Source organism: Pseudomonas sp. Marseille-Q0931 (assembly GCF_940789645.1).
In the GTDB taxonomy this organism is placed as follows: Bacteria; Pseudomonadota; Gammaproteobacteria; order Pseudomonadales; family Pseudomonadaceae; genus Aquipseudomonas.
Genome location: NZ_CALNWT010000014.1, coordinates 149,954 through 175,057, shown reverse-complemented (window position 1 = coordinate 175,057; position 25,104 = coordinate 149,954). Strand labels below are relative to the sequence as shown.

The window sequence follows — 25,104 nt, the reverse complement described above, 5'->3', positions numbered from 1 at the left end:
TCACCTCGGCGGTGACCGGCATGCCGCTGACCTCGGTGATCAAAGCCGCCTTGCCGTGGCTGATGATGCTGATCAGCTTCCTGATGGTGATCACCTACATCCCGGCCGTGTCCATGGCCCTGCCGAACTGGCTGGGCATGAGCTAGGGCAACCGTCGATCCCGCGTCTACCTCTGCGCCCGGCCTTGTGCCGGGCTTTTTTTGTCCATGCGCCGCGACATATCCCTGGCGCTGCCGATTTGGCTGGGCATGTGCCGGAAACTGGTTCAAGACCATGGTCTTAGAGCGGTAAGACCATGGTCGAATGGCCTCACGAAGGGTCGGGGGATACAAAAGGCACCATACAAAAACAACTACCCGCCGAGGTGATTCCATGAGTGCTGCGTCTCTTTACCCTGTGCGTCCCGAGGTGGCCGCTCGGACCCTCACCGACGAGGCCACCTACAAGGCCATGTACCAACAGTCGGTGGTCAACCCCGAGGGTTTCTGGCGCGAGCAGGGCAAGCGGATCGACTGGATCAAGCCCTACACCAAGGTCAAGCAGACCTCCTTCGACGACCATCACGTCGACATCAAGTGGTACGCCGATGGCACCCTAAACGTCTCCTACAACTGCCTCGACCGTCACCTGGAAGAGCGTGGTGATCAGGTCGCGATCATCTGGGAAGGCGACGATCCGTCCGAGCACAAGGAAATCACCTACCGCGAGCTGCACGAGCAGGTGTGCAAGCTCGCCAACGCCCTGCGCGGTCAGGACATTCACCGCGGCGACGTGGTGACCATCTACATGCCGATGATTCCCGAAGCGGCAGTGGCCATGCTGGCCTGCGCCCGCATCGGCGCCATCCACTCGGTGGTGTTCGGCGGCTTCTCTCCGGAGGCGCTGGCCGGTCGCATCATCGACTGCAAGTCCAAGGTGGTGATCACTGCCGACGAAGGCGTGCGTGGTGGCAAGAAGGTGCCGCTGAAGGCCAACGTCGACGATGCGCTGACCAACCCTGAAACCAACAGCGTGCAGAAGATCATCGTGGTCAACCGCACTGGCGGCCAGATCAAGTGGAACCAGCACCGCGACATCTGGTACGAAGACCTGATGAAGGTGGCCGGCAGTGTCTGCGCGCCGAAGGAAATGGGCGCCGAGGAAGCGCTGTTCATCCTCTACACCTCCGGTTCCACCGGCAAGCCGAAAGGCGTGCTGCACACCACCGGCGGCTACCTGACCTACGCGTCGCTGACCCATGAGCGCGTATTCGACTACCGCCCGGGCGAAGTCTTCTGGTGCACCGCCGACATCGGCTGGGTCACCGGCCACACCTACCTGATCTACGGGCCGCTGGCCAACGGCGCCACCACCGTGATGTTCGAAGGGGTGCCGAACTACCCGGACGTCACCCGCGTAGCGAAGATCATCGACAAGCACAAGGTCAACATCCTCTACACCGCTCCGACCGCCATCCGCGCCATGATGGCCGAGGGCAAGGCCGCGGTCGACGGCGCCGATGGCTCCAGCCTGCGCCTGCTCGGTTCGGTCGGCGAGCCGATCAACCCGGAAGCCTGGCAGTGGTACTACGAGAACGTCGGCCAGAGCCGTTGCCCGATCGTCGACACCTGGTGGCAGACAGAAACCGGTGCCTGCCTGATGACTCCGCTGCCGGGCGCTCACCCAATGAAGCCGGGTTCCGCCGCGCGTCCTTTCTTCGGCGTACAGCCGGCGCTGGTGGACAACCTGGGCAACATCATCGAAGGGCCGGCCGAAGGCAACCTGGTGATCATCGATTCCTGGCCGGGCCAGGCGCGCAGCCTGTATGGCGACCATGACCGTTTCGTCGATACCTACTTCAAGACCTTCAAGGGTATGTACTTCACCGGTGACGGCGCGCGTCGCGACGAAGATGGCTACTGGTGGATTACCGGTCGCGTCGACGACGTGCTCAACGTTTCCGGCCACCGCATGGGCACTGCCGAGGTCGAGAGCGCCATGGTCGCCCACCCGAAAGTGGCCGAGGCCGCGGTAGTCGGTGTGCCGCACGATATCAAGGGGCAGGGCATCTACGTCTACGTGACCCTCAACGCCGGCGAGGAATCTTCCGAGCAGCTGCGTCAGGAACTGCGTAACTGGGTGCGCAAGGAGATTGGCCCGATAGCCACGCCGGACGTGATCCAATGGGCGCCTGGCCTGCCGAAGACCCGCTCGGGCAAGATCATGCGCCGCATCCTGCGCAAGATCGCCACCGCCGAATACGATTCCCTCGGCGATATCTCCACGCTGGCCGATCCTGGCGTGGTGCAGCACCTCATCGACACGCATCGCCAGATGCAAGCCGCCTGCGCCTGATCGGTAACGGCACCTTCTAAAACCCCGCCCGGCCAAAAGCCCGGCGGGGTTTTTCATTTGTGCGCGCGGCCAGCGCCCGCCGCAGGGGCAAGTCGATAAGCGTCGATCCTGGTTAGGCTGCCGTGGGCTGTCGTTTCGATTGCACGGGACTGCGACGAAACGGGTTTCGTGTGGTCTTTAGCAGTGTCGTTTCGTCGTGACATTCGCGATGCGCTGCGTGCTAGCAGGTGTATTGCGTCAGTCAAGGAGCGCCGGCTCGGCCAGTCTGTGGCCTCGATTTCATGTAGTCTTCCCCCCCCGATCAGGATTTGCCATGAACAGCGACAGCCCCAGCATTTTTCCTCAACCCTTCAAGGCGCTTGGCTGTAACGAATGTCGCAACCTCGATGCGCTCGGCTTCGACTTCATCATGGCGTTCCAGCTGATTGTCGATGTCCAGGCGCAACAGCCCTTCGCCTACGAGGCTCTGGTGCGTGGCGTCGCGGGCGAGTCGGCCGGCGAGGTGCTGAGCTGGGTCAACGACGGCAACCGCTATCGGTTCGACCAGGCGTGCCGGGTCAAGGCCATCGAACAGGCAACGAGCCTGGGGCTGCTCGAACTTCCCGACTGTCTGCTCAGCATCAACTTCCTGCCGAACGCGGTTTACCGAGCCGAAACCTGCATTCGTGCGACGCTGGAGGCCGCCAGACGTTGTGGCTTTCCCCACGAGCGGCTGATGTTCGAAGTGGCCGAGGGCGAGCAGATCCATGATGCCGAACACCTCAAGCGGATCTTCGCCGAGTACGGGAGGCAGGGGTTCACCACCGCCATCGATGATTTTGGCGCCGGTTATTCAGGGCTCAACCTGTTGGCAGAATTCCAGCCCCAGGTGCTCAAGCTGGATATGGCGCTGACCCGCGGCATCGATCAGGACCGGGTACGGCAGGCCATCGTCGCCGGTATCGTGCTGGTGGCCCAGCGCCTGGGCATCCGGATCATCGCCGAAGGCATCGAAAGCGCGGGGGAGCGCGATGCCCTGCTCGATCTGGGCATCCGCTACATGCAGGGCTTCTTCTTCGCCAGACCGCAGGTCGACAGGCTCTGCCTGCCCTGACGAAAACGCCCCGATCAGATCGGGGCGTCGTGTCTTGCTGGCCAGTGTTTTAGAGCGCGCCAAACACCTTCTTCGCCAGGCCGGTGGCAGCCGCGGCCGGGTTCTGGCGGATATTGGCTTCCTGCTTGGCGATCATCTCGAAGAGGCCATCGAGGGCCTGTTCGGTGACGTAGCTTTCCACCGTGCTGCTCTTGGCATCGACCACACCGAAGCTGGCGGCCTGGCCGGCGAAGGCGTTGTATTGCTGAGCCAGCCCCACCTGGTCGGTGGCCTGCTTGACGATGGGCAGGAACTTGGCGCGGATCTGCTCGCGGCTGCTCTTGTTCAGGTACTGCGTGGCCGAATCCTGCGGGCCGCCGAGAATCGCCTTGGCATCGGCCACGGTCATCTTCTTAACGGCGTCGACCAGCAGCGCCTGTGCTTGCGGCACGGCTGCTTCGGCGGCCTTGTTCATGCTCGCTTCGAGCTGGTCGACCTGGGCGCCCATGCCCATCATCTTCATGGTCTTGGCGGCCTTGCCGAGTTTGCCCGGCAGCTCGATGCGCACGTCCGGGTTATTGCTGAAACCGCCCGGCGCGCCGAGTTGCTTGACGGCGACCTGGGCACCCTGGATCAGCGCATCCTTGAGGCCGCCGCTGGCGTCCTGCTGGCTCAGGTCGGAGAGGGACAGGGCGAAGACGTTGGCCGAGAGCAGCAGGCCGGCGACGAGCGTGGACAGGCGCAGCATGGGGTATTCCTTGCATCGGGGGAAAAATGCCGTGAGCTTAACGGAGTCTGCGGCCCTGACAAGCCAGGCGATAGGCGTGGATGGGCAGCGCGCATGGCTATGGCTATGATCAGGGCCATGAATTCACCATTGCCCTTGCGTAATCCCTGCCCACCGGGTGCCTGCGACTGCCAGCGCGACGAGCTGCTGGACAGGCCGGGTGCCGACACGCGCGTCCTGCTGCTGACCCGTCAGGAGGAGCAGCGCCTGCTCGAACGCCTGGAGAACCTGCAGAGCCTGGATGATCTCGAGCGCATGCAGCAGCGCATGTACGAGCAGCTGGGTATTCGCCTGTACATCGAGCCGGCGTATGGCGAGGTGCGCAGCATGCGTGGCATCCATATGCGCTTCGACGCGCATCCGGGGTTGTGCCGCAAAACGCGGCAGAGCATTCCGGCGGCGATCCGCCGGGCCATGGAAAGAAGGCCAGAAATCGCCTGGCGCCTGCTCGACGCCAATGATCTATTCAGCGCGCTGTGACGGATCAACCCTCCCTGGCTTTTTGCAGGGCCAGGCGATAAGCCTCGACCAGTTCCTGCAGCAGCCTGTTGGCTATCTCGGTTTGCGTCTGGCCCGGCTGGCTCTTGAGCAGTTTGCCGAGGCGGGCGGCCTGGTACTCAGCGGTCGCCTGGTGTTGGCAGGGTTCGTTGCGCCTGGCGGCGATTTCGCTGCGCGGCAGGGTGCTGCGCCTGTTGTTCAGGGGCGCGGGCTTGATGGTGAGCGGGGCCGATCTGTTGCAGATCATGCGGATTCATTCTCCGTGCGAGGGTTGGACGAGCAGGCTGGTGCCACGGCATCACTCATTGAACGATGCGCAGGCGCTGGCTGGACTTGGTGAAGTCGGTTCGTGGAACCGCTTGGCAGGCACCACGGCTTCGATGATGTGCACGCCTTGGCTTGCTGTCGCCATACGTGCGGCGTCCTGCCGTTTGCTGCGCCATTGACGCTGTAGCAATCAGCGAGGTGCGAGTTTATTCGCCGCCCGGAAAAGTGGCCTTTGCAGGAGCGTCCAAGGGTTTTGCGGGGGAGGAGTCCGGGGCCGTATTTCGTTTCTGCGCGCCCCAGGCCTGTGTGCCGTGAATATTGCTGCGGCTGCGGCGGTGGGTTCTTCAAGCCATTGGCAAGTACTGAGCCTACGTAAACGACAACGCCACGCTTATGCGTGGCGTTGTCGTTCGTGGCGGGCGGGCAGGTTAGCGCTGCCAGCCGCCGCCCAGTGCCCTGAACAGGTCGGCCAGCGCCAACTGGCGGTCGGTACTGATCCGAATCAGCGTGTTCTGGTCGTTGAAGCTGCTGCGCTGGGCATCCAGGTAGCGCAGATGATCATCCACACCGCCCTTGTAGCGGGCTTCGGCAAGGGCTTCGGCCGCTCGGCTGGACTCGGCCAGGGCACGCCGCGCCGCTTCTTCACGGCGTAGCGTATCGGTGGCGGCGAGGGCGTCAGCGACTTCGCGGAAGGCGGTCTGGATGGTGCCTTCGTAGTCGGCCACGCCTGCATCCTGGCGCACCTCGGCAAGATCCAGATTGGCGCGGTTGCGGCCGCCGGCGAAGATCGGCAGCGACAGCGTCGGGGCAAAGCTCCAGGCCCGCGAGCCACCCTCGAACAGGCCGGACAGTTCGGTGCTTGAGCTGCCCAGCGAACCGGTCAGGCTGATGCGTGGAAAGAACGCTGCACGGGCCGCGCCGATATCGGCATTGCGTGCCTTGAGGCGGTGCTCGCTGGCGAGAATGTCCGGGCGCCGTTCGATCAGCTCCGAGCTGGTGCCGGGGGCGATGTCCTGCAGCAGCATCAGCTCGTCATGCGGCGCCGATGGCAGCAGTCCTCCGGCATCAGGGGTGCCGAGCAGCAGCACCAGGGCGTTGTCCGCCTGGCGTAGCTGGCGCTCGGTGCTCTCGCGTTCGGCCCTGGCCTGCTCGGCCAGGCCCAGGGCCTCCTGATAATCCAGCGCCGTCGCGGTGCCGGCTTCGCGGCGTCTGCTGACCAGCTCCAGCGAGGCCAGGCGGCTATCCAGGGTCTGTTCCACCAGCGCCTTGCGCCGTAGTGCGCCATCGCGGGTCAGGTAGGCCTGGATCACTTCGGCAATCAGGCTGATCTGCGTGGCGCGGGTCGCCTGCTCGGTGGCCAGGTAGGTTTCCAGCGCCGCCTCGGACAGATTGCGCACGCGGCCGAACAGGTCGACTTCGTATTCGGCCAGGCCCAGGCCGACCTGGTAGACGCTGGTGACTTCCGAGCGCCCGGTCTGCGACTGGTCGGCCGGCAGGCGCTGGCGATTGCCGCTGGCGTTGGCGTTGATCGACGGCAGGCGGTCGGCGCGCTGGATGCGGTACTGCGCGCGTGCCGCCTCGATATCCAGCAGCGCCTGGCGCAGGCTGCGGTTGTTGTTCAGCGCAGTGTCCACCGCACGGCGCAGGTCGGCGTCGACGATGAAGGTCTGCCAGTCCAGCGCCTGGGCACTGGCGCCATTCGCATCGGCCTCCTGCCAGCTAGCGGCGACCGGCGCCTCTGGCCGCTCGTAGGTCGGCGCCAGGGAGCAGCCACCGAGGGCGATGGCCAGGGTCAGCAGAGCGGGGCGCAGCATGAGGTGAGAGGTCATCGCGTTACTCCGCTTTGTGCAGGGGATGGTTGTCGGTTTGCTGAGGTTTGGTACGCAGCAGCGACAGCACCCAGACGAAGAAGATCGGCACGAAGATCACCCCAAGCATGGTTGCGCTGAGCATTCCGCCCAGTACCCCGGTGCCCAGCGCGCGCTGGCTGGCGGCGCCGGCGCCGGTGGCGATAGCCAGCGGCACCACGCCGAGCATGAAGGCCATGGAGGTCATGATGATCGGACGGAAACGCAGGCGCGCGGCTTCGATGGCAGCCTCGCGCAGCGAGTAGCCGTCCTCCCACAGGTCCTTGGCGAACTCGACGATCAGGATGGCGTTCTTCGCCGCCAGGCCGATCACGGTGATCAGGCCGACCTTGAAGTACACGTCATTGGGCAGGCCGATGGCGGTCACCGCCAGCACCGCGCCAAGGGCGCCGACCGGCACGATCAGCATCACCGTCAGCGGGATCGCCCAGCTCTCGTAGAGCGCCACCAGCAGCAGAAACACCACGGTGATGGCCAAGGCGAAGAGCATCACGGCCTGGCCGCTGGCGACCCGCTCCTGATAGGACAGGCCGGTCCATTCGTAACCGATGCCTTCCGGCAGTTCGGCGGCGATGCGCTCCAGTTCGGCCATGGCTTCGCCGGTGCTGACGCCCGGCGCGGCGTCACCGGCAATGCGGATAGACGGATAGCCGTTGTAACGGGCGATCTGCACCGGGCCTTCTTCCCATAGAGTGGTGACGAAGGCGCTGAGCGGCACCAGGCCGCCGCTGTCGTTGGGCACGTGCAGCTTGAGCACGCTCTCCGGCGTCATCCGTTCTGCCTGTTCGGCTTGTACCACCACGCGCTGCTGGCGGCCGGCATTGGAGAAGTCGTTGATCACCGAGGAGCCGAAGGCGGTGGACAGCGCACTGCTGACCGACTCGAAGCTGACACCGAGGGTGCGCGCCTGCTCCCGGTCGATTACCAGGCGCAACTGGGGGGCCTCGGCCAGGCCTTCCATCATCGCGTAGAGGAACTTCGGATTGCCGTTGACCTTGCCCAGCACCTCGTCGCGGGCGGCGAGCAACGCCTCGCGGCCAAGGCCGGCGCGATCCTGCAGGCGCAGGGCGAAGCCGCCGGAGTTGCCCAGGCCCTCGATCGGCGGTGGCGGCACGGCCATCATGGCGCCGTCGTCGAGGTTGGCGAAGTGCTCGTTCACTGCAGCCGATTCGGCCTCTGGTGATTGGGTGGCGTCACGCTCCGACCAGTCCTTAAGCAGCGGGAAGGCGATGGCGGCGTTCTCGCCCATGCCGGAGAAGCTGAAGCCGAGTACCAGAAAGGAGGTCTCGATGGCTTCGCGGCCCATCAAGAATTCCTCCAGTTCCTCGCCGGCTGCCGAGGTGCGCTCGCGGGTCGCGCCCGGCGGCAGCTGGATGTCGACGATCATGTAGCCCTGGTCTTCCACCGGCACGAAGGATTCCGGCAGGCGCAGGTAGAAGAAGCCCATCAGCACCACGATGCCCAGGTAGATGAACATCACGCGTCCAGCACGCGGCACCAGCGTGCCGTTGAGTTTCGTGTAGCGCCCGGTGAGCCCGGTGAACTTGCGGTTGAACCAGCCGAAGAAGCCGCGCTTTTCATGATGGCCGTCGGCAATCGGCTTGAGCAGGGTGGCGCACAGCGCCGGGGTGAAGGTCAGCGCGAGGAAACCCGAGAACAGGATCGACACCGCCAGCGACAGCGAGAACTGCTGATAGATCACACCCACCGAGCCGGACATGAACGCCAGTGGCAGGAACACCGCTGACAGCACCAGGGTGATGCCGATGATCGCTCCGGACACCTGGCCCATCGCCTTGATGGTCGCCGGCACCGGCGCCAGGCCTTCCTCGGCCATGATCCGCTCGACGTTCTCCACCACCACAATGGCATCGTCCACCAGGATGCCGATGGCCAGGACCATGCCGAACATGGTCATCATGTTCACCGAGAAGCCCAGCAGGTACATGAAGGTCAGCGTACCCAGCAGGCACACCGGCACGACGATGGACGGGATCAGTGTGTAGCGCACGTTCTGCAGGAACAGGAACATCACCAGGAACACCAGCACCATGGCCTCGACCAGGGTCATGATGACCTTGTCGATGGCCACGTCGACGAAGCGCGAGGTGTCGTAGGGCACCGAGAACTCGACGTTGTCCGGGAAGTTCACCGACAGTTCGTTGAGGCGCTGTTTGACCGCCTCGGCGGTCTGGATCGCGTTGGCCCCCGGCGACAGCTGCACGGCGGCGGCGACGGCCGGCTTGCCGTCCTGGCGCGAGCCGAAGTTGTAGTCCTGGCTGCCGACCTCGATGCGTGCCACGTCGCCCAGGGTCAGGCGCGAGCCGTCTCGGTTGGCGCGCAGCACGATGGCGGCGAATTCCTCGGGGTTGTCCAAAGTGCCCTTGACCGCCAGGGTCGCGGTCAACTCCTGTTCGCTGGAACCCGGCGTGCTGCCGAAGGCGCCGGCCGGCACCTGGATATTCTGTGCGCGGATGGCGTTGTTCACGTCATCGATGGACAGCCCGAAGCCGACCAGCTTCTGCGGATCGATCCACACGCGCATGGCCGCTTCGGAGGCGAAGAACTGCAGCTTGCCGACGCCGGGCACCCGGCGGATTTCATTGTTGATGTTGCGCGCGGCGTAGTCGGCCAGTGCCGTGGTGTTGTCGTCCTTGCCGCCATCCTTGTAGCTCAGCGCGTAAATCAGCAGGAAGCCCGCGGTGGCCTGCTCGGTCTGGATGCCCAGGGTGAGCACCGCTTGCGGCATGCGCGCCTCGGCCTTCTTCAGGCGGTTCTGCACGTCGACCTGGGCCAGTTCCGGGTCGGTGCCCGGCTGGAAGGTGACGGTGATCTCGGCAATGCCGTTGGCGTTGCTGGTGGACTCGAAATACAGCAGATTCTTCGCGCCGTTGAGTTCTTCCTCGATGACGCTGGTCACCGAGTCGGTCAGCACCTGCGCCGAGGCGCCGGGGTAGGTGGCGGTCACGGTGATCTGCGGTGGTGCCACGTTGGGGTACTGCGCCACCGGCAGAAACGGGATGGCCAGCAGGCCGGCCAGCGAGATGAACAGGGCGACGACCCAAGCGAAGTTGGGGCGCCGGATGAAAAACAGGGACATGAGGTTCTCTCCGGCTTACTGCGCCTGGGATTGAGGTGCGGTGGCGGCGTCTTCTTCGCGTGGAGCGACCTTGCTGCCCGGACGGATCGCCGCCAGGGAGCTGACGATCACCTTGTCGCCGGCCTCGAGGCCTTCGGTGATCTGCCAGCGCGAGCCGTGCATGGCACCGGTGGTGACCTGGCGAACCTCGACGGTGTCGTCTTCGCCGAGCAGCATCATGCTGGCCTGGCCGTCGGCGGCACGCTGCACCGCGCGCTGCGGCACCAGGATGGCGTTCTGGTTAAGCCCCTGCGGCGTCAGCACGCGTACATACATGCCCGGCAGCAGCACGCCCTGCGGGTTGTCGAAGCGGCCGCGCAACGCGATCTGCCCGGTACTGCGGTCCACCGAAATGTCGGTGAACAGCAGGGTGCCCTTGCTCTCGATATCGGTGCCGTCGACGCGCAGCGCCAGCGGCTGGTCGCCTGCGCCGGATACCTTGCCTTCGGCGATGGCTGCGCGCAGGCGCAAAGCGTCGGCGGCTGGCTGGGTGAAGTCGGCATAGACCGGATCGAGCTGATGGATGCGGGCGAGCAGGGTGGCTTCGCCCTGGCCAACCAGCGCTCCCTCGGTGACCTGAGCGCGACCGATGCGCCCGGCAATCGGCGCGCGAACTTGGGCATAGCCGAGATCCAGACGCGCGGTTTCCACGTTGGCCTGTGCCGAGCGCTTGTCGGCCTGGGCGCTTTGCAGCGCGGCCTTGGCTGCGTCGAAATCCTGCTGGCTGACGGCGTCGATTTTCACCAGCGGCTCGTAGCGCTTGACCGTGGCCTGTGCCTGGAACAGCTGTGCCTCGGCGCGGGCCAGTTCGCCCTGGGCGCGCGACAGGGCTGCCTTGAAGGGCGCCGGGTCGATCTGGAACAGCAGGTCGCCAGCCTTGACGTCGGTGCCTTCCTCGAAGGTGCGCTTGAGCACGATGCCGGCGACCCGCGCACGCACTTCGGCTACGCGCACCGGCTCGATGCGCCCCGGCAGTTCGGCGACGACGGTAAAGGGTTCGGTCCTGACGGTCAGCACGTCGACTTCGCGGGGCGGCGCCTCACCGCTTTCCTGCTCTTGCTGACCGCAGCCAGCGAGGCCGATTGCTGCCAGAAGGGTGACCATTGAAAAAACGTAACGCCCGCGAATCCTGCTCATGCCTGTCACCTGGAATTCAGATCCATTTGTCCTCGAAGGCGCGAATAATCGTGCCTTGCTTAAATTGAGTCAATATTGACTCATTCGGGTCTACTGTGAGCAAATTTGTATTCCCCTGTTGAAAATGGGGGCTCTTTCTGCACAATGCGCGCTGCCTAACCGGGAGGGCTTCGATGTCCAATGACGAAAAACTGCTCAAGGCGCTGGCCGTCGCCCTCGTCGATCGTCCACGCGCGACGCTGAAGGAGCTGGCCGAAGCTGCGGGTGTGAGCAAGGCCACCCTGCACCGTTTCTGTGGCACGCGCGATGCCCTGATCGAACGCCTGATGAACCATAGCCAGGCGGCGCTCAGCCAGGTGATCGAAGAGGCCGATCTGCAGGGCGCCGAGGTCGGGCAGGCGCTGCGCAGCCTGATCGAGAACCATCTCAGGCATCGCGAGCTGCTGGTGTTCATGATTTTCCAGTATCGCCCCGACAGCCTCGATCCGGACAAGGACGGCGCGCGCTGGATCGCCTACACCGACGCACTGGACAGCTTCTTCCTGCGTTGCCAGCAGGAGGGTTTTTTGCGCATCGATATCACCGCCGAACTGCTCACCGAGCTGTTCGTCTCGCTGGTCTATGGGGTGGTCGATGCCGAGCGCCGGGGCCGTGCCGCCAGCGCGCGCTCGCTGGCCGTACTGGAGCAGTTCTTCCTCAAGGGCGCCGGTCAGCCGAAGCCCTGATAGGTCTGTCACCAGGGCAGAGGCTGCCCGTCGTAGGCGTGGAAGCTGCCGCTGTGTTCGGGGCCGAGGCTGTCGATCACGCGCAGTATCTCGGCTGCTGCTTGCTCGGCCGGGCGTGCAGCGGCGGCGCCGCGAAAGGGGTGCGATAGCGGCGAAATCACCGTGCCGGGATGCAGGCTGAGCAGGCGCGCTCCGGGTTTGCTGCGTGCCAGTTCGATGGCGGCGGTCTTGATCAGCATGTTCAGCGCGGCCTTGGAGGCGCGATAGGCGTACCAGCCACCGAGACGGTTGTCGCCGATGCTGCCAACCTTGGCCGAGAGCATTGCCATGGCGCCCTGTTTGTCGAGCAGGGGCAGGAAGTGACGCAGCACCAGCGCCGGGCCCAGCGCGTTGACCTGGAACACCGCCTGCAGGGCGTCGGCCTCTATGGCGGCCAGGCTCTTTTCCGGGGCGATCCCGTCGCGATGCAGTAGCCCGGCAGCATGCAGAATCAGCTGGTAGGGCGCTTCATCGGCCAGCGCCGCTGCCGCTTCGGCGATGCTGGCGGGGGTTTCCAGGTCGAGCGCTGGCGAGCTGCTGCGGCTCAGCTCTCGTACACCGGCACAGTTGTCGTCGGCGCGCAGAAGCTGGCAGAACGCCTGGCCGATGGCACCACTGGCGCCGATCACCAGCGCCCGGTAGCCGGTGCCCAGGCTGTTGAGTCTCATGGCTGGGCGCCGCGGCGGAAGAACAGGGTGATCTGCCCCAGCTCGATGCCGAACTTGCTCATGCTCGAACGATTGATCAGGGTGTCGTCGTCCATCAGGTACATCCAGTCGTCAAGGTAGACCACGTAGGTGCTGTCATCCACCGGCAGGTTCAGGTGATAACGCCAGCGCAGGGCATTGCCGGCCACCTCGCCGACGGCCTGCCCGACCACATCGTCGGCCGTGCCTGTCCAGCGGCCCGGGCCGTCCGGGGTCAGCGTCCAGACCCGGCGCTGGCGGGTGCCGTCGCTGTACAGGAAGCGCTCGTCGAGGATCAGCTTGTCGCCCTCGCGGCGGCTGTCGATGTCGACCTGGAAGCGCTTGATCACTTCACCGGAGCGGTCCTGAAACATGCCCCAGGCCTGTACCGGGCCGGAGAAGAAGGTGGGCAGATCGAGTGTCGGCCGCTCGTTGGCGTAACGCTCGACCGGGACCTGGCCGCAGCTGGTCAGCAGCAGGCTGCTCAGTAGGATCAGCATTAGTCTCATGGGAACCTCAGCGGTTGAGGCCGAGCAACGCCGCCCGCAGCTTGGGGCTGCGGGTTTGCGGGTCGAGCCAGATGGAAAAGAAGGCGCGGGCGAATTCGGGGTCGTCGATGACATGCTGCAGCTTGCCGTCTACATAGAACCGGCAGCCCTCGTCGGGTAGGAACAGGCCGGTGATGCGCGTGCCGTCCTGCACATCGACGAAAGCCTGGCGCATCTGCTGCGTCCAGTCGTCCTGTTGCTCGGGGTCCAGTGGCTGGCCGTTGATGCGGCGAATCTCATCGAGGCTGGTGCCGACCAGGGTTTCCCGGCTGATGCTGCGGCGATAAGTCAGCTCCAGCGCGAAGGGCTGCTGGAAGTCGACGCGCCGCTCCGGGCTCCACAGCTTGGCGTTGTACACGGAGAAGCCGAACCAGCTGAAATCACCACTGCCGACCAGACTGGCCTGCGGCAGCCGTTCACGCCAGCCGTTCTGGGTGTTGGCCACTGCTGGCAGGCTGAGCAGCGCAAGCAGCATCAGCGCCGGAAGCAGGGGGCGAAGCAGGGCCACCATGGTCGTTCCCTCTGAGCCGGCTGGCGATGGCCGCGTCCAGCCATTGTGCGTATGCCCGGCGGCACGGGCCCCGAATAAAAAGATCCGGCAACCAGAAAGGGGGAGATGGGCGTTGCCGGATTGCGCAGTGTGTCGGGTGGTTTGCCGATGTGCGCCGGATGAGTGGGCGCCCAACGTCATACAGACCAAGTTGTCGATGAATATATGTACATAAATTTACTTTGTACAGTTCCTGTACATGTTTGCTTTCGGGTAGCGGACGAAAGGAGGGGCAGCAGCGCCCTGAAGATCAGAGCGCTGCGGATGGGCGGGCGGATCACCAGGGCAGCGAATGGCCCTGGTAGTCGAGAAAGGCGCACTGCCGTTGTCCCAGTTGCCGGTTGATCACCTGGCACAGGCCGCTGGCGCTCTGTTCCACACTCAAGGGCGCGGCATCGCCGCCCATGTCGGTGCGCACCCAGCCGGGGTGCAGGGCCAGCAGGCTCCAGGGCAACTGCGGCAGTTGCATCTGCCAGCTGCGCAACAGGCTGTTCAGCGCTGCCTTGCTGGCGCCATACAGCGGCATGTCGGCTGCGCGTGCCAGCTCCACGCTGGCCATCTGCGAACTCATAAAGGCGATCACGCCGCCGTCGATCACATGCTCGGCCAATTGCTGGGCCAGGCGAATCGGCGCCACGGCATTGGCCAGGAACAGCTGGCCGATGTCATCGAACTCGGTCTGGCGCGGGTCCTGATGGCCGGGGCCGTAGATCCCGGCATTGAACAGGGCGCAATCCAGGCGCTGGCCCTGCAGGGCCGCTTCGATGGGGCAATGGGCATCCAGGGAGTTGAGGTCACAGGTGATTATCTGCAGGGCATCGGCGTACTGGGCGCGCAGTGCCTCCAGCGGGCTGGCGGGGCGCACCTCGCGCACCACTGCATGCACCTGCCAGCCGCCTTCGAGAAAGGCGCGCACCAGGCCGAGGCCAAGCCCGCGTGATGCGCCACAGATCAGAATCTGGCGTTTCATGGCCATTGCATTTCACCTTTGAGGACTTTGGCGCTCAGTTCCAGGCTGCTTTCATCCTGTAGGTCAGGATAACGCGCCTTCATGGCCGCGATCAGGGCCTGGCTGTCCTTCGCTTTAGGCAGTTCCTCTTCCAGCGCCAAAAGGTAATCGCGGGTGAAGTGCAGGTCGGTCAGGTTCATCGCCGGCTCGCCCAGGTAGTGGCCCGGCACCAGAGTGGTCGGTTGCAGGGCTTCGAGCTCGTCCAGCGACTTCAGCCAGCTCTTGCGCGCTTCGGCAGTTTGCGAGTCGGCCACCCAGACGTGGATATTGGCGCTCGTCAGTATGCCGCCGACCACCGCCTTGATGCTGGGAATCCACAGGCTGGTGGCGTGTGCGTCGTGGCCGACCACTTCGATGCGCTGGCCTTCGAGCTCCAGCAGGTTACCTTGCAGCGCTTCGGGCACCAGGGTACGGGCCGGCGCGCTGTCTTTCAGGATCGGTCCCCAGTAGGCGAGTTTGGGAGCACGGGTTTCCTCGATATGGGCGATCGTGGCCGGGGTGGCCAGCACCTTGGCGTCAGGAAAGGCGCGGGTCAGCACGTCCAGGCCGAAGTAGTAGTCCGGATCGCCATGGCTGATGAAGATAGTTGTCAGACGCTTGCCGCTGGCCTGGATGCGTTCGACCAGTTCCTGTGCCTCGCGGTTGGAGAACTGCGCGTCGATCAAGATCGCGTCCTTCTCGCCGCTGATCAGGGTCGAGGTGACCGGGAACACGGCGGCGTCGCGCGGGTTGTAGGTTTCCAGGGTCAGCGGCTGGGCGAGGGCGGTGCCGGTTGCGGCTAGCAGGCCGAGGCCGGCGATGAAGCGAGTGACGAACGACATGGCGATCTCCGGGTAGATAAGAGTCGCGCATCCTATGCGCTATCTAGCGAGCGAAAAGCCTCGTAAGCTGGCCATGTTCATTGCGTGAATCGAGCGAATCATCTTGGATCGACTGACAGCGGCACGGGTTTTCGTCGAGGTACTGGAACGTGGCAGTCAGACCACTGCGGCCGAGGCCCTGGACATGTCGCGGGCGATGGTCTCGCGTTATCTCGCCGAACTGGAGCGCTGGGCTGGCGTACGTCTGCTGCACCGCAGTACGCGGCGTCTGAGCCTGACCGCTGCCGGCGAGCAGATGCTGCCGCAATGCCGCGAGATGATGGTCCTGGCCGAGCGCATGCAGGCCCTCGGCCAGTCTCTGGACGAGAATCCGCGCGGTACCTTGCGCATCACCTGCAGCCAGTCCTTCGCCCAGGCCTGGTTGGTACACGCGCTGCGGGCATTCACCGAGCGCTATCCGCGGGTCAGCGTCGATCTGTTGGTGGGCAGCGAAGCGGTCAACCTGGTGGAGGCCCGTATCGACCTGGCACTGCGCATCACCAACCAGCTCGACCCGAATCTGATCGCCCGGCGTCTGGCCGTGTGTCGCTCGGTGGTTTGCGCCAGCCCGGATTATCTGGCGCGGCACGGCACACCGCAGCGCCCGGAGGACCTGGCCCGGCACAACTGTCTGGCCTACGCCTACTTCGGTCGCAGCCTGTGGGAATTCGAGCACCAGGGCGAGGCCAGCGCGGTTTCGGTGTCCGGCAGCCTCAGCGCCAACGAATCGATGGTGCTGCTGGAGGCCACCCTGGCGGGTGCCGGCATCAGTCTGCAGCCGCTCTATTCGGTGGATGCGCTGTTGCGCGAAGGTCGCCTGGTGCATCTGTTGGCGGATTACCAGCCGCCGCAACTGGGCATCCATGCGCTATACGGCACGCGCAGGCAGATGCTGCCGGCCATGCGTCTGCTGCTGGATTTCATTGCCGAGCGGCTGGCCAGCGACGCGCATTGGCGACATTGAAGCGGCTTGCATTTGGCCAGCCGTCTTCGAGAATGAGAGAGAACGGACAAGGATTTTTCCATGCCAGCACTCTCGACCTTCGGCAAACGCGTTCGCCAACTCTGGCATGCAGCAGATCTGGCCCTGGTCGGACAGCGGCGCGAACGCCGCATGCGCATGCTGGCGAGCATGGTCATGGTGGTGATGGGCGTGCTGTGGGGGCTGTTCTTCGCCTCCCGCGGCTATTGGGCCATCGTGGTGATGGACATCGTCATCGTCCTCAGTGGCCTCGCCGTGTTCGCGCTGACCCTGCGCAACCGTGCCCGTGCGGCCAACCTGATCCTGTTCGGGGCGCTGATCCTGATCGTCGTCGCCTCGACGCTGCTGCTCGACCCGCCTACGCTCGTGGCGCCGCGGGCCACACATCTGTATCTGCTACCGGTCGCGGTGGGCGCGTTGATGGCCTTTCGCGACGAGCCGTTAAGGCTGCGCTACGGCGTCTCCCTGCTCAGCCTGCTGCTGTTCGTCGCGCTGGCAGCTTCCAATTGGCGGCCCACCGACCTCTACGCCTTGCCGGACGATGTACGGCTGATCGGCTCCTGGTTGCAGGGACTGGTGGCCATGGGGCTGTTCTTCGTGCTGCTGCATATCCTGCAAACCGACACGGCCGAGCGCTCGGAGCTGGATCGCGACCTGCGTGCGGCGGTGCGTGAGCAGCAGTTCGTGCTGTATTACCAGCCGCAACTCGATGACAGTGGCCGCGTGACGGGCGCCGAGTTGCTGATTCGCTGGCAGCACCCGCAACGCGGGCTGCTGGCTCCCGGCGAGTTCATCGACCACGCCGAGAACACCGGCCTGATCATCCCCATCGGCCAGTGGGTGCTGGAGCAGACGGCCGCACGCCTGCGGCAGTGGCAGGATGATCCGCTGTTTCGCGATCTGAGCCTGGCGGTGAACATCAGCCAGAAACAGTTCGGCCAGGCCAGTTTCGTTGCCGAGATACTCGGCCTGATCGAGCGCCACGGCATCGATGCCCAGCGTCTGGAACTGGAGCTGACTGAGACGCTGATCGTCCGCGACATGGAAGATCTGACCCGCAAGATGACGGCGCTGGTCGAGCAGGGGGTGCGCTTCTCCCTGGATGACTTTGGTACCGGTTTTTCCTCGCTCAGCCACCTCAAGCGTTTGCCTTTGAGCAAGCTGAAGATCGACCGCTCCTTCATCTGTGACGTGCTCACCGACGCCAACAGCGAAACCATCGTGCGCACCGTGATCGCCCTCGGCCAGAGCATGGGCATGACGGTGATCGCCGAAGGTGTAGAAACCGAGGCGCAGCGGCGCTTTCTGGCGGATAACGGCTGTTTTCGCTACCAGGGCTATCTGTTCGGTCGGCCGATGCCACTGGCGGATTTTTGCGCCTTCGTGCAGCAACACAATGCCTGAGCCGGCGTTCCGTCCATCCCTCATCGCCCGCTTCGAATGAACTCGAAGCAACGGTGCAATGTCTGTCTGCTGTCGGCCCGTACCGGCAGGAGTAGATGGCTATTGGCCGCTAGCGTGGCGCTTCGTCGCGGATTCTGTCTGGATCATGCTTGAGCTTTTGAGCGCGTGGCCGGCACGTTCATCCCGTTCGCCGGGTTCGTCTGACTGCCACGTGAAGATCGCCCCATGTTTTTATCTCGTCATGCTCCACTCCAACCCCGCATCCTCGGTGCCTGCCTGCTGCTCGGCGGCCTGCTCGGCGGCGCACAACCGGCCTTGGCCGAAGAAGCGACTGGCAACCAGCGCTGGGTCAGCGACAGCCTCAACACCTATGTGCGCAGCGGCCCCACCGATGGCTATCGCATCGTTGGCACCCTGACCTCCGGGGAGAAAGTGGAGCTGGTGCGTACTCAGGGCGACTACAGCCAGGTACGCAGCGAAAGCGGCAACACGGTCTGGATCCCCAGTCGCGACCTGCAGTCGGTGCCCGGCCAGGCCGAGCGCCTGCCGCAACTGGAGCAGAAGGTCGCTGACCTCAGCGCCGAGCTCAAGGGCATCGACGATGCTTGGAAGGTCCGCGTGCAGGGCATGCAGGAAACCATGGATTCGCGCAAAACGCTGATCGACGAGCTGCAGGCCGCCCGCGGTGCGCTGGATGCCGAGCTGACCACCACCCGCTCGCAACTGCGTGATGCCCAGGCGCAGTTGGGCAACGAGCAACAACAGGCGCTGATGCGCTACATGGCCTATGGCGGCAGCATCGCCGGCGCCGGGCTGCTGCTCGGCCTGATCCTGCCTACCATGTTGCGCGTGCGGCGCAAGCGTAACGATCAGTGGGTGTGATCTTTCACCTTTGATGTCCTGCGGCCTGGGACCTCAGGCGCGGGCCGTCAGGTGCCGGGCGATGCCCTTCTTCAGCGGCAGCAGGCCCTGAGCCACGCGCAGACCTGCGCCGCGTAGCAGGCGAGCGGGCAGGCGATCGTTGGTGTACAGCTCCACCAGCAGGTTGGTGGCCTGGTACAACGGCCAGGTGGCCAGGCGCAGCTGGCGCTCGTAGCGCGCCAGTGGCGCAGTCGCACCGATGTCCTGGCGTTTGCCATGTGCGTCGAGCAGCGCGTCGCTGAGCAGTTGTACGCCGATCAGGCCGAAATTGAAGCCGTGTGCGGTGACCGGGTGCATGCCCACGGCGGCATCGCCGAGCAGGGCGCAGCGGTTGCCGACCATGCGCCGTGCGTAGGCGCCCACCAGCGGATAGGCGTGGCGGCTGCTGACCAGTTGCATGGCGCCCAGGCGGCGATCGAAGCGCTTTTCCATCTCGCGGGTGAAAATCGCTTCGTCGAGTTTCTGCAGGCGTTCTATTTCGCGCGGCGGCAGGGTCAGCACCATCGACGATTGCTGGCCATTGAGTGGCAGCAGGGCCAGGGTCTGGCCATAGCCGAACCATTCCCAGGCTACCTGCTGATGGTCCTGTTCGTGCTGCATGCGGCACACCAGCATGGTCTTGCCGAAGTCCTTGAGTTGCGCGCCGATGCCGAGCTGGCGGCGCGTCTCGGAGAAGCGGCTGTCGGCGGCGACCAGCAGGCGTGGTTGCAACACCTGGCCGTCCTGCAGCACCAGTTTCACCTCATTCTCGCCTTGCTCGATGGCGCGCACGCTGGTTTCACACAGCAGTTGCACATCGGCGCATTCGCTCAGCGCCTGATAGGCGGCGCGGCGAATGGCCTGGTTGGCCACCAGATGGCCGAGTCGCTCGGCGCCGGCCTGTTCGGCGCGTATCTTCAGGGCGAACAGCGAGGGCCCGTTGAACACCTGGGCATCGCGCAGCTCGGCAACGTCTTCGCTGGGCAGGCGTGCCCACAGGCCGAGGCGTTCGAGCAGGGCTTGCGAGCCGTGGGTGAGGGCGATTTCGCGGCCGTCGAAGGCAGGTTCGGCTAATGCCTGTTCGGCCTGTCGCTCCAGCACGACAATGGACAGACCCTTTCCGGATAGGGCACGAGCCAGGCAAAGGCCGGCCGGGCCTGCGCCGACGATGACGATATCGGGTGACATGCTGCAGCTCTCCAGGCGAACTCGGGAAGGCTCGAGTCTAGGCGGCAGGGGGCTTGCAACTATTGTCCGGGGTCATGCCGAAGGTGGAATGCGCCATCCTCGGCGCGATTCACGCCGCCGTGGTTCTCTGTCGAATATTGTTGTTATTACTACTTTGGCCAGGTTGATCGGCGTAATTTTCGGGATTACTGTGATGCGCGTTGTATGAACTACAAAAATAATCCGAGTTGGAGTCGATAGCATGCCCCCTCACGCTTCCGAGATAGCCTGTGCGCGATGCGTCCTCGTCATGGAGGCATTCACGTGAAACTAGCGCTGGTCGGCGACATCGGCGGAACCAACGCACGCTTCGCCCTGTGGCGTGACGATCATCTGGAGGCGGTACAGGTCCTGGCGACCGCCGATTTTCCCGGGCCGGAGCAGGCCATCATGGCCTATCTGCAGGCCCAGGGCCTGCCGCTGGGGGCGATAGGCTCGGTGTGTCTGGCCTGCGCCGGCCCGGTCAGCGGTGACCTGTTTCGCTTCACCAACAACCATTGGCGCATCGATCGCACCGCCTTCTGCCAGGCGTTGCAGGTCGACGAGCTGCTGATGATCAACGATTTCTTCGCCATGTCGCTGGGCATGACCCGCCTGGCCGAGCACGAGCGGATACCGGTGTGCGAGGGCCGGGCGCAGGCAGAGCGGCCGGTGCTGGTGATTGGCGCCGGTACCGGTCTGGGCGTCGGTACGCTGCTGGAGCAGGCCGACGGCCGCTGGCTGGTGTTGCCGGGGGAGGGCGGGCACGTCGACCTGCCCATTGGCAGCCCGCGAGAAGCCGAGCTGTGGCAGATACTCCATCGGCAACTGGGACACGTAAGGGCCGAAGACGTGCTAAGCGGCAATGGCTTGCTGGCGCTATACCGCGCCATCTGCGAGCTGGACGGCCAGCCACTGCAACACGATACGCCGGCTGCGATCACGACTGCCGGCCTGGCGGGCGAGCCCGTCGCCGCCGAGGTACTGGAGCAGTTCAGTTGCTGGCTCGGGCGCGTGGCCGGCAACAATGTGCTGACGCTGGGCGCGCGTGGCGGGGTCTACATCGTCGGCGGCGTGGTACCACGTTTTGCCGAGCGTTTTCTCACCAGCGGTTTTGCCAAGAGCTTCAGCGACAAGGGCCGCATGAGCGATTACTTTGACGGCATCCCGGTGTGGCTGGTGACGGCCGAATATCCCGGTCTGACCGGCGCGGGCGTGGCCTTGCAACAGAGGGTCGAGGCCGGTTAGAACCTGCACCGACCAGGCCTGCATTGCGGCATGAATACAACAAGGACGGCGGACCATGAGCCAGCCCGGCAAGTCGATTCTGCTGGTCGATGACGACCAGGAAATACGTGAACTGCTCGAGACCTACCTGAGCCGCGTCGGCTTTCAGGTGCGCGCCGTCGCCGACGGTGGCGCCTTTCGCCAAGGCCTGTGTGCGGAGTCGGCCGACCTGGTGATTCTCGATGTGATGTTGCCCGACGAGGACGGCTTCAGCCTGTGCCGCTGGGTGCGCGAACACCAGCGCTTCGCCCAGGTGCCGATCATCATGCTCACCGCCAGCTCCGACGAGGCCGACCGGGTGATCGGCCTGGAGCTGGGCGCCGACGACTACCTCGGCAAACCGTTCAGCCCGCGCGAACTGCTGGCACGAATCAAGGCGTTGCTGCGGCGTGCCCAATTCACCCAGGAGCGCAGCGGCGAGGTGCTGGCATTCGATGACTGGCGCCTGGACATGGTCAGCCACCGCCTGTTTCATCGCGACGGCGAGGAGGTGATCCTCTCCGGTGCCGACTTCGCTCTGCTCAAGCTGTTTCTCGATCATCCGCAGCAGATCCTCGACCGCGACACCATCGGCAACGCCACTCGTGGCCGCGAGGTGATGCCGCTGGAGCGCATCGTCGACATGGCGGTGAGCCGCCTGCGCCAGCGCCTGCGTGATACCGACAAGCCGCCGCGGCTGATCCGTACCGTGCGCGGTAGCGGCTATCAGCTGGCGGCGACCGTCAGCGTGCAGGCCGGCGATGGCCGTTGAGCCAAGGCGCTGGTTCCCGCTGCCGCGTTCGCTGCTCGGGCGCATGCTGTTGCTCACCCTGTTGGCGATACTTGCGGCGCAGACGCTGTCCAGCGCCATCTGGCTGTCGCAGTTGCGTGCCACCCAACTCGAAGGCCTGGTGACCACGGCGCGCAGCCTGGCTCACTCGATGTCGGCCAGCGTGCGTTACTTCCGTTCCCTGCCGGTGAATTACCGGCCGCTGGTGCTCGACCAGTTGCGCAGCATGGGCGGCACGCGCTTCGTGGTCAGCCTCAACGACCGTCCGTTGCAGATGAAGCTGCTACCGCCCACGCCGCGCAAGCAGGCGGTGACCGAGACGGTGACCGAGGTGCTGCGTCAGGCACTGGGCAGCGCTGCCGACATCTCGGTGACCTTCGTCAGGCCGGATGATCTGCTGATCTTCAACGGCGGCCTGAAGCTCGACGAGCTGCCGCGATCCTGGGCGCACTATGCGCTGACCCTGGAGCCGCTCAACCCGCCGGTGCTGGTGACGCAGATCCAGCTGGCCCCGGGGGAATGGCTGTACATCGCCTCGCTGCTGCCCGAGCCCTACACCAACCTGGAGGAACCTTTCCTGCCCTCCCAGCAGCTGTGGTTCATCCTCCTGACCAGTGTTTTCCTGCTGGTATTCATCGGCTTGCTGGTGCACCTGCAGAGTCGCCCACTCAAGCGCCTGGCGCGCACCGCACGGCACCTGTCGCTGGGGGCGGAAGTGGAGCCGGTAGCCGAAGGTGGTGGCCGCGAGGTGGTCGAAGTGGCGCGTGCCTTCAACGCCATGCGCGAGCGCATCAGCCGTTACCTCACCGAGCGCAGCCAGCTGTTCAGCGCGATCTCCCACGACCTGCGCACGCCGATCACGCGGCTGCGCCTGCGTGTCGAACTGCTCGACGACGAGAGCCTGCAGAGCAAGTTCGGGCGCGACCTGGACGACCTGGAGCTGCTGGTCAAGGGCGCACTGCAATGCGTGAAGGACACCGACATCCACGAGAACATCGCGCCGGTCGACCTCAATCATCTGCTGCATGGGCTGATCGAGCCCTATCTCGGCACGGGACGGGTGACCCTCGATGGTGCCGCACGGGCTGTCTATCCGGGCAAGCCGCTGGCCTTGCGTCGTTGTATCGGCAACCTGCTGGACAACGCTCTGAAGTATGGCGAGCGTGCGCATCTGCACATTGAGGACGATGACGAAGCCTTCGTCCTGCATGTCGATGATGAGGGCCCGGGTGTGCCTGAGCAGAAGCTCGAGCAGGTGTTCGAGCCGCACTTTCGCCTGGCCAGCCAGCAGCAGGGCTACGGCATGGGGCTCGGCATCGCACGCAACCTGGCGCACAGCCATGGCGGCGAACTGAGCCTGCGCAATCTGCGAGATGGAGGGCTGCGTGTCACCCTCTGGCTACCGCGCCAATCCCGTTGAATTTCCGCTCGTGAGCCCTCGCGCTGGACCGCAGAATCCGCGGCGCGGTGCCTCATGTAACCTGCCCGGGCCGCTTTGTAACAGCCCGGTGACCATCCAATACCCTTTGTTACCCCCGCCGCAGTGGGGCCTGGGTAGACTCGTTCGCAATGCAAGCACCACGACTTGCTCGCGAATAACAACAACAAGGTGTCTCATCCCATGAAAGCGATCTCTCGCCTGTCCTGTGCCATCTCCGTCGCGGTCCTGCTGCCCCTTTCCGCTACTGCCGGTGAAGTCGAAGTGCTGCACTGGTGGACCTCGGGTGGTGAAAAGCGCGCCGCCGATACCCTGCAGAAACTGGTCGAAGCCCAGGGCCACAAATGGAAGGATTTCGCCGTTGCCGGAGGTGGTGGTGAAGCGGCCATGACCGTGCTGAAGACCCGCGCGGTGTCCGGCAATCCGCCCGCCGCGGCGCAGATCAAGGGGCCGGATATTCAGGAGTGGGGCGAGCTGGGCCTGCTTGCCGACCTCAACGACGTCGCTGCCGAGCAGAAGTGGGATGACCTGCTGCCACCGCAGGTGATCGAGGTGATGAAGTACCAGGGCGACTACGTGGCGGTGCCGGTCAACGTGCACCGGGTCAACTGGTTGTGGATCAACCCGCAGGTGTTCGAAAAGGCGGGTGCCACGCCGCCGACCACCCTCGACGAATTCTTCGCCGCTGCCGACAAGCTCAAGGCGGCCGGCTTCATCGCCATCGCCCATGGCGGCCAGCCCTGGCAGGACGGTACGGTGTTCGAGGACCTGGCCTTCAGCATTCTCGGCCCCGAGGGTTTTCGCAAGGCCTTCGTCGAGCTGGATCGCGACACCCTGACCGGCGACAAGATGGTCGAAGTGTTCGCTGCCCTGCAGAAGCTGCGTGGCTACATCGACGCCGACGCCGCCGGGCGCGACTGGAACAGCGCCACTGGTTTGGTGATCGACGGCAAGGCCGGCATGCAGATCATGGGCGACTGGGCCAAGAGCGAGTGGACCGCAGCCGGCAAGGTCGCCGGCAAGGACTACGAGTGCCTGGCGTTCCCGGGTACCCAGGGCAGCTTCGCCTTCAATATCGACTCGCTGGCCATGTTCAAGCTGACCAACGCCGACAATCGCAAGGCTCAGGAAGACCTGGCGCGCACGGTGATGGGCAACGAGTTCCAGGAGTTCTTCAACCAGAACAAGGGCTCGATCCCGGTGCGTATGGACCAGGACATGAGCAGCTTCGATGCCTGTGCGCAGAAATCCATGGCCGACTTCAAGGAGGCCGCCGCCGATGGCGGCCTGCAACCGAGCCTGGCCCACGGCATGGCCGCATCCAGCTACGTGCAGGGCGCGGTGTTCGACGTGGTGACCAACTTCTTCAACGACCCCAAGGCCGACCCCAAGCGCGCTGCCCAGCAACTGGCGGCAGCGATCCAGGCGGTGCAATGAGCCTGCGGGCCGCCTAGGCGGCCCTGCCCTAGGGCGGGTGTAACCCGCCGCTTTCAAGCCTTCTATCCCAGGCGCATGTGTCCATGCATGCGTCACGGGATCGGCCGCGCCGCGTTTCCCTACGGTAGGGAATGGCAGCGGCGCAATCCGCAACGACGGAGT

The 25,104-nt window shown here is 64.8% G+C and carries 22 protein-coding genes and 1 pseudogene; 12 read left to right on the top strand and 11 right to left on the bottom strand.

The window, feature by feature from the left end; genetic code table 11:
- The 3 genes and pseudogenes from P3C50_RS20605 to P3C50_RS20595 all read left to right on the top strand — a co-directional run.
- Positions 1 to 146, top strand: a pseudogene (locus P3C50_RS20605) (C4-dicarboxylate ABC transporter permease); the annotation flags it as partial.
- A gap of 226 nt (positions 147 to 372) precedes the next feature.
- Entirely contained in the window at positions 373 to 2,334 is a 1,962-nt protein-coding gene (acs, locus tag P3C50_RS20600) for an acetate--CoA ligase (RefSeq protein ID WP_275547387.1), read from the top strand.
- 313 nt (positions 2,335 to 2,647) lie between these two features.
- Positions 2,648 to 3,427, top strand: coding sequence for an EAL domain-containing protein (locus P3C50_RS20595; RefSeq protein ID WP_275547386.1), 780 nt, complete (start codon positions 2,648 to 2,650; stop codon positions 3,425 to 3,427).
- A 49-nt stretch (positions 3,428 to 3,476) separates the two neighbouring features.
- Here the strand turns inward: P3C50_RS20595 and P3C50_RS20590 are convergent, their stop codons facing one another.
- The gene (locus tag P3C50_RS20590; protein ID WP_275547385.1) at positions 3,477 to 4,154 is read right to left on the bottom strand and encodes a DUF4197 domain-containing protein; all 678 of its coding nucleotides are present in this window, start codon (positions 4,152 to 4,154) and stop codon (positions 3,477 to 3,479) included.
- A gap of 117 nt (positions 4,155 to 4,271) precedes the next feature.
- On the opposite strand from P3C50_RS20590, the gene P3C50_RS20585 reads away from it, so the two are divergent.
- The gene (locus P3C50_RS20585) at positions 4,272 to 4,673 is read left to right on the top strand and encodes a hypothetical protein (protein WP_197859399.1); all 402 of its coding nucleotides are present in this window, start codon (positions 4,272 to 4,274) and stop codon (positions 4,671 to 4,673) included.
- A gap of 4 nt (positions 4,674 to 4,677) precedes the next feature.
- Here the strand turns inward: P3C50_RS20585 and P3C50_RS20580 are convergent, their stop codons facing one another.
- The 4 genes from P3C50_RS20580 to P3C50_RS20565 all read right to left on the bottom strand — a co-directional run bounded on the left by P3C50_RS20580 (position 4,678) and on the right by P3C50_RS20565 (position 11,102).
- Positions 4,678 to 4,938, bottom strand: a complete 261-nt coding sequence (locus P3C50_RS20580; protein ID WP_275547384.1) for a hypothetical protein — start codon at positions 4,936 to 4,938, stop codon at positions 4,678 to 4,680.
- A 448-nt stretch (positions 4,939 to 5,386) separates the two neighbouring features.
- Positions 5,387 to 6,787 carry an efflux transporter outer membrane subunit gene (locus P3C50_RS20575; protein ID WP_275547383.1) on the bottom strand — a complete coding sequence of 467 codons (1,401 nt, stop codon included), beginning with the start codon at positions 6,785 to 6,787 and terminating at the stop codon, positions 5,387 to 5,389.
- Between the two features lie 4 nt (positions 6,788 to 6,791).
- Positions 6,792 to 9,926 (bottom strand): multidrug efflux RND transporter permease subunit TMexD, encoded by a 3,135-nt coding sequence (tmexD, locus tag P3C50_RS20570; protein ID WP_275547382.1) that lies wholly within the window; start codon positions 9,924 to 9,926, stop codon positions 6,792 to 6,794.
- A 15-nt stretch (positions 9,927 to 9,941) separates the two neighbouring features.
- A complete protein-coding gene (locus P3C50_RS20565) occupies positions 9,942 to 11,102 on the bottom strand; it encodes an efflux RND transporter periplasmic adaptor subunit (protein ID WP_275547381.1) in 1,161 nt (386 codons plus the stop codon).
- Between the two features lie 173 nt (positions 11,103 to 11,275).
- Between P3C50_RS20565 and P3C50_RS20560 the strand changes: the two genes are divergently transcribed.
- A complete protein-coding gene (locus tag P3C50_RS20560) occupies positions 11,276 to 11,827 on the top strand; it encodes a TetR/AcrR family transcriptional regulator (RefSeq protein ID WP_275547380.1) in 552 nt (183 codons plus the stop codon).
- Positions 11,828 to 11,835: 8 nt separating this feature from the next.
- Here P3C50_RS20560 and P3C50_RS20555 read toward each other — a convergent pair whose 3' ends face one another.
- The 5 genes from P3C50_RS20555 to P3C50_RS20535 all read right to left on the bottom strand — a co-directional run bounded on the left by P3C50_RS20555 (position 11,836) and on the right by P3C50_RS20535 (position 15,480).
- Positions 11,836 to 12,534 carry an SDR family NAD(P)-dependent oxidoreductase gene (locus P3C50_RS20555; protein WP_275547379.1) on the bottom strand — a complete coding sequence of 233 codons (699 nt, stop codon included), beginning with the start codon at positions 12,532 to 12,534 and terminating at the stop codon, positions 11,836 to 11,838.
- Positions 12,531 to 13,061, bottom strand: a complete 531-nt coding sequence (locus P3C50_RS20550) for a DUF3833 domain-containing protein (RefSeq protein WP_275547378.1) — start codon at positions 13,059 to 13,061, stop codon at positions 12,531 to 12,533. Before P3C50_RS20550 ends, P3C50_RS20555 begins: the two co-directional genes overlap by 4 nt.
- Before the next feature lie 7 nt (positions 13,062 to 13,068).
- Positions 13,069 to 13,575, bottom strand: coding sequence for a chalcone isomerase family protein (locus tag P3C50_RS20545; RefSeq protein ID WP_275547389.1), 507 nt, complete (start codon positions 13,573 to 13,575; stop codon positions 13,069 to 13,071).
- Between the two features lie 352 nt (positions 13,576 to 13,927).
- Complete coding sequence (locus tag P3C50_RS20540) at positions 13,928 to 14,626, bottom strand: SDR family oxidoreductase (RefSeq protein ID WP_275547377.1); 699 nt, start codon at positions 14,624 to 14,626, stop codon at positions 13,928 to 13,930.
- Positions 14,617 to 15,480 (bottom strand): MBL fold metallo-hydrolase, encoded by an 864-nt coding sequence (locus P3C50_RS20535; RefSeq protein ID WP_275547376.1) that lies wholly within the window; start codon positions 15,478 to 15,480, stop codon positions 14,617 to 14,619. Before P3C50_RS20535 ends, P3C50_RS20540 begins: the two co-directional genes overlap by 10 nt.
- A 103-nt stretch (positions 15,481 to 15,583) precedes the next feature.
- Here P3C50_RS20535 and P3C50_RS20530 point away from each other — a divergent pair, with 103 nt between their 5' ends.
- The 3 genes from P3C50_RS20530 (at position 15,584) to P3C50_RS20520 (ending at position 18,787) form a co-directional block, all read left to right on the top strand.
- Entirely contained in the window at positions 15,584 to 16,483 is a 900-nt protein-coding gene (locus P3C50_RS20530; RefSeq protein ID WP_275547375.1) for a LysR family transcriptional regulator, read from the top strand.
- 60 nt (positions 16,484 to 16,543) lie between these two features.
- Positions 16,544 to 17,905, top strand: a complete 1,362-nt coding sequence (locus P3C50_RS20525; RefSeq protein ID WP_275547374.1) for a putative bifunctional diguanylate cyclase/phosphodiesterase — start codon at positions 16,544 to 16,546, stop codon at positions 17,903 to 17,905.
- A gap of 225 nt (positions 17,906 to 18,130) precedes the next feature.
- The gene (locus tag P3C50_RS20520; RefSeq protein ID WP_275547373.1) at positions 18,131 to 18,787 is read left to right on the top strand and encodes a TIGR04211 family SH3 domain-containing protein; all 657 of its coding nucleotides are present in this window, start codon (positions 18,131 to 18,133) and stop codon (positions 18,785 to 18,787) included.
- Between the two features lie 33 nt (positions 18,788 to 18,820).
- Here P3C50_RS20520 and ubiM read toward each other — a convergent pair whose 3' ends face one another.
- Positions 18,821 to 19,993, bottom strand: a complete 1,173-nt coding sequence (gene ubiM, locus P3C50_RS20515) for a 5-demethoxyubiquinol-8 5-hydroxylase UbiM (RefSeq protein ID WP_275547372.1) — start codon at positions 19,991 to 19,993, stop codon at positions 18,821 to 18,823.
- A 303-nt stretch (positions 19,994 to 20,296) separates the two neighbouring features.
- Between ubiM and P3C50_RS20510 the strand changes: the two genes are divergently transcribed.
- The 4 genes from P3C50_RS20510 to P3C50_RS20495 all read left to right on the top strand — a co-directional run bounded on the left by P3C50_RS20510 (position 20,297) and on the right by P3C50_RS20495 (position 24,942).
- Positions 20,297 to 21,259, top strand: a complete 963-nt coding sequence (locus P3C50_RS20510) for a glucokinase (RefSeq protein ID WP_275547371.1) — start codon at positions 20,297 to 20,299, stop codon at positions 21,257 to 21,259.
- 55 nt (positions 21,260 to 21,314) lie between these two features.
- Positions 21,315 to 22,049 carry a response regulator gene (locus P3C50_RS20505; RefSeq protein WP_275547370.1) on the top strand — a complete coding sequence of 245 codons (735 nt, stop codon included), beginning with the start codon at positions 21,315 to 21,317 and terminating at the stop codon, positions 22,047 to 22,049.
- Complete coding sequence (locus tag P3C50_RS20500; RefSeq protein ID WP_275547369.1) at positions 22,039 to 23,487, top strand: ATP-binding protein; 1,449 nt, start codon at positions 22,039 to 22,041, stop codon at positions 23,485 to 23,487. Before P3C50_RS20505 ends, P3C50_RS20500 begins: the two co-directional genes overlap by 11 nt.
- 201 nt (positions 23,488 to 23,688) lie before the next feature.
- Positions 23,689 to 24,942, top strand: coding sequence for an ABC transporter substrate-binding protein (locus P3C50_RS20495; protein WP_275547368.1), 1,254 nt, complete (start codon positions 23,689 to 23,691; stop codon positions 24,940 to 24,942).
- Positions 24,943 to 25,104 lie beyond the last annotated feature (162 nt).

Coding starts and splice junctions, on each gene's coding strand:
- P3C50_RS20540 (WP_275547377.1), bottom strand. CDS start 14,626: ATGGCCATGAAACGCCAGATTCTGATCTGTGGCGCATCACGCGGGCTT.
- P3C50_RS20505 (WP_275547370.1), top strand. CDS start 21,315: ATGAGCCAGCCCGGCAAGTCGATTCTGCTGGTCGATGACGACCAGGAA.
- P3C50_RS20550 (WP_275547378.1), bottom strand. CDS start 13,061: ATGAGACTAATGCTGATCCTACTGAGCAGCCTGCTGCTGACCAGCTGC.
- P3C50_RS20545 (WP_275547389.1), bottom strand. CDS start 13,575: ATGCTGCTTGCGCTGCTCAGCCTGCCAGCAGTGGCCAACACCCAGAAC.
- P3C50_RS20565 (WP_275547381.1), bottom strand. CDS start 11,102: ATGAGCAGGATTCGCGGGCGTTACGTTTTTTCAATGGTCACCCTTCTG.
- tmexD (WP_275547382.1), bottom strand. CDS start 9,926: ATGTCCCTGTTTTTCATCCGGCGCCCCAACTTCGCTTGGGTCGTCGCC.
- P3C50_RS20495 (WP_275547368.1), top strand. CDS start 23,689: ATGAAAGCGATCTCTCGCCTGTCCTGTGCCATCTCCGTCGCGGTCCTG.
- P3C50_RS20575 (WP_275547383.1), bottom strand. CDS start 6,787: ATGACCTCTCACCTCATGCTGCGCCCCGCTCTGCTGACCCTGGCCATC.
- P3C50_RS20525 (WP_275547374.1), top strand. CDS start 16,544: ATGCCAGCACTCTCGACCTTCGGCAAACGCGTTCGCCAACTCTGGCAT.
- P3C50_RS20535 (WP_275547376.1), bottom strand. CDS start 15,480: ATGTCGTTCGTCACTCGCTTCATCGCCGGCCTCGGCCTGCTAGCCGCA.
- P3C50_RS20520 (WP_275547373.1), top strand. CDS start 18,131: ATGTTTTTATCTCGTCATGCTCCACTCCAACCCCGCATCCTCGGTGCC.
- P3C50_RS20585 (WP_197859399.1), top strand. CDS start 4,272: ATGAATTCACCATTGCCCTTGCGTAATCCCTGCCCACCGGGTGCCTGC.
- P3C50_RS20590 (WP_275547385.1), bottom strand. CDS start 4,154: ATGCTGCGCCTGTCCACGCTCGTCGCCGGCCTGCTGCTCTCGGCCAAC.
- P3C50_RS20555 (WP_275547379.1), bottom strand. CDS start 12,534: ATGAGACTCAACAGCCTGGGCACCGGCTACCGGGCGCTGGTGATCGGC.
- acs (WP_275547387.1), top strand. CDS start 373: ATGAGTGCTGCGTCTCTTTACCCTGTGCGTCCCGAGGTGGCCGCTCGG.
- P3C50_RS20595 (WP_275547386.1), top strand. CDS start 2,648: ATGAACAGCGACAGCCCCAGCATTTTTCCTCAACCCTTCAAGGCGCTT.
- ubiM (WP_275547372.1), bottom strand. CDS start 19,993: ATGTCACCCGATATCGTCATCGTCGGCGCAGGCCCGGCCGGCCTTTGC.
- P3C50_RS20500 (WP_275547369.1), top strand. CDS start 22,039: ATGGCCGTTGAGCCAAGGCGCTGGTTCCCGCTGCCGCGTTCGCTGCTC.
- P3C50_RS20580 (WP_275547384.1), bottom strand. CDS start 4,938: ATGATCTGCAACAGATCGGCCCCGCTCACCATCAAGCCCGCGCCCCTG.
- P3C50_RS20560 (WP_275547380.1), top strand. CDS start 11,276: ATGTCCAATGACGAAAAACTGCTCAAGGCGCTGGCCGTCGCCCTCGTC.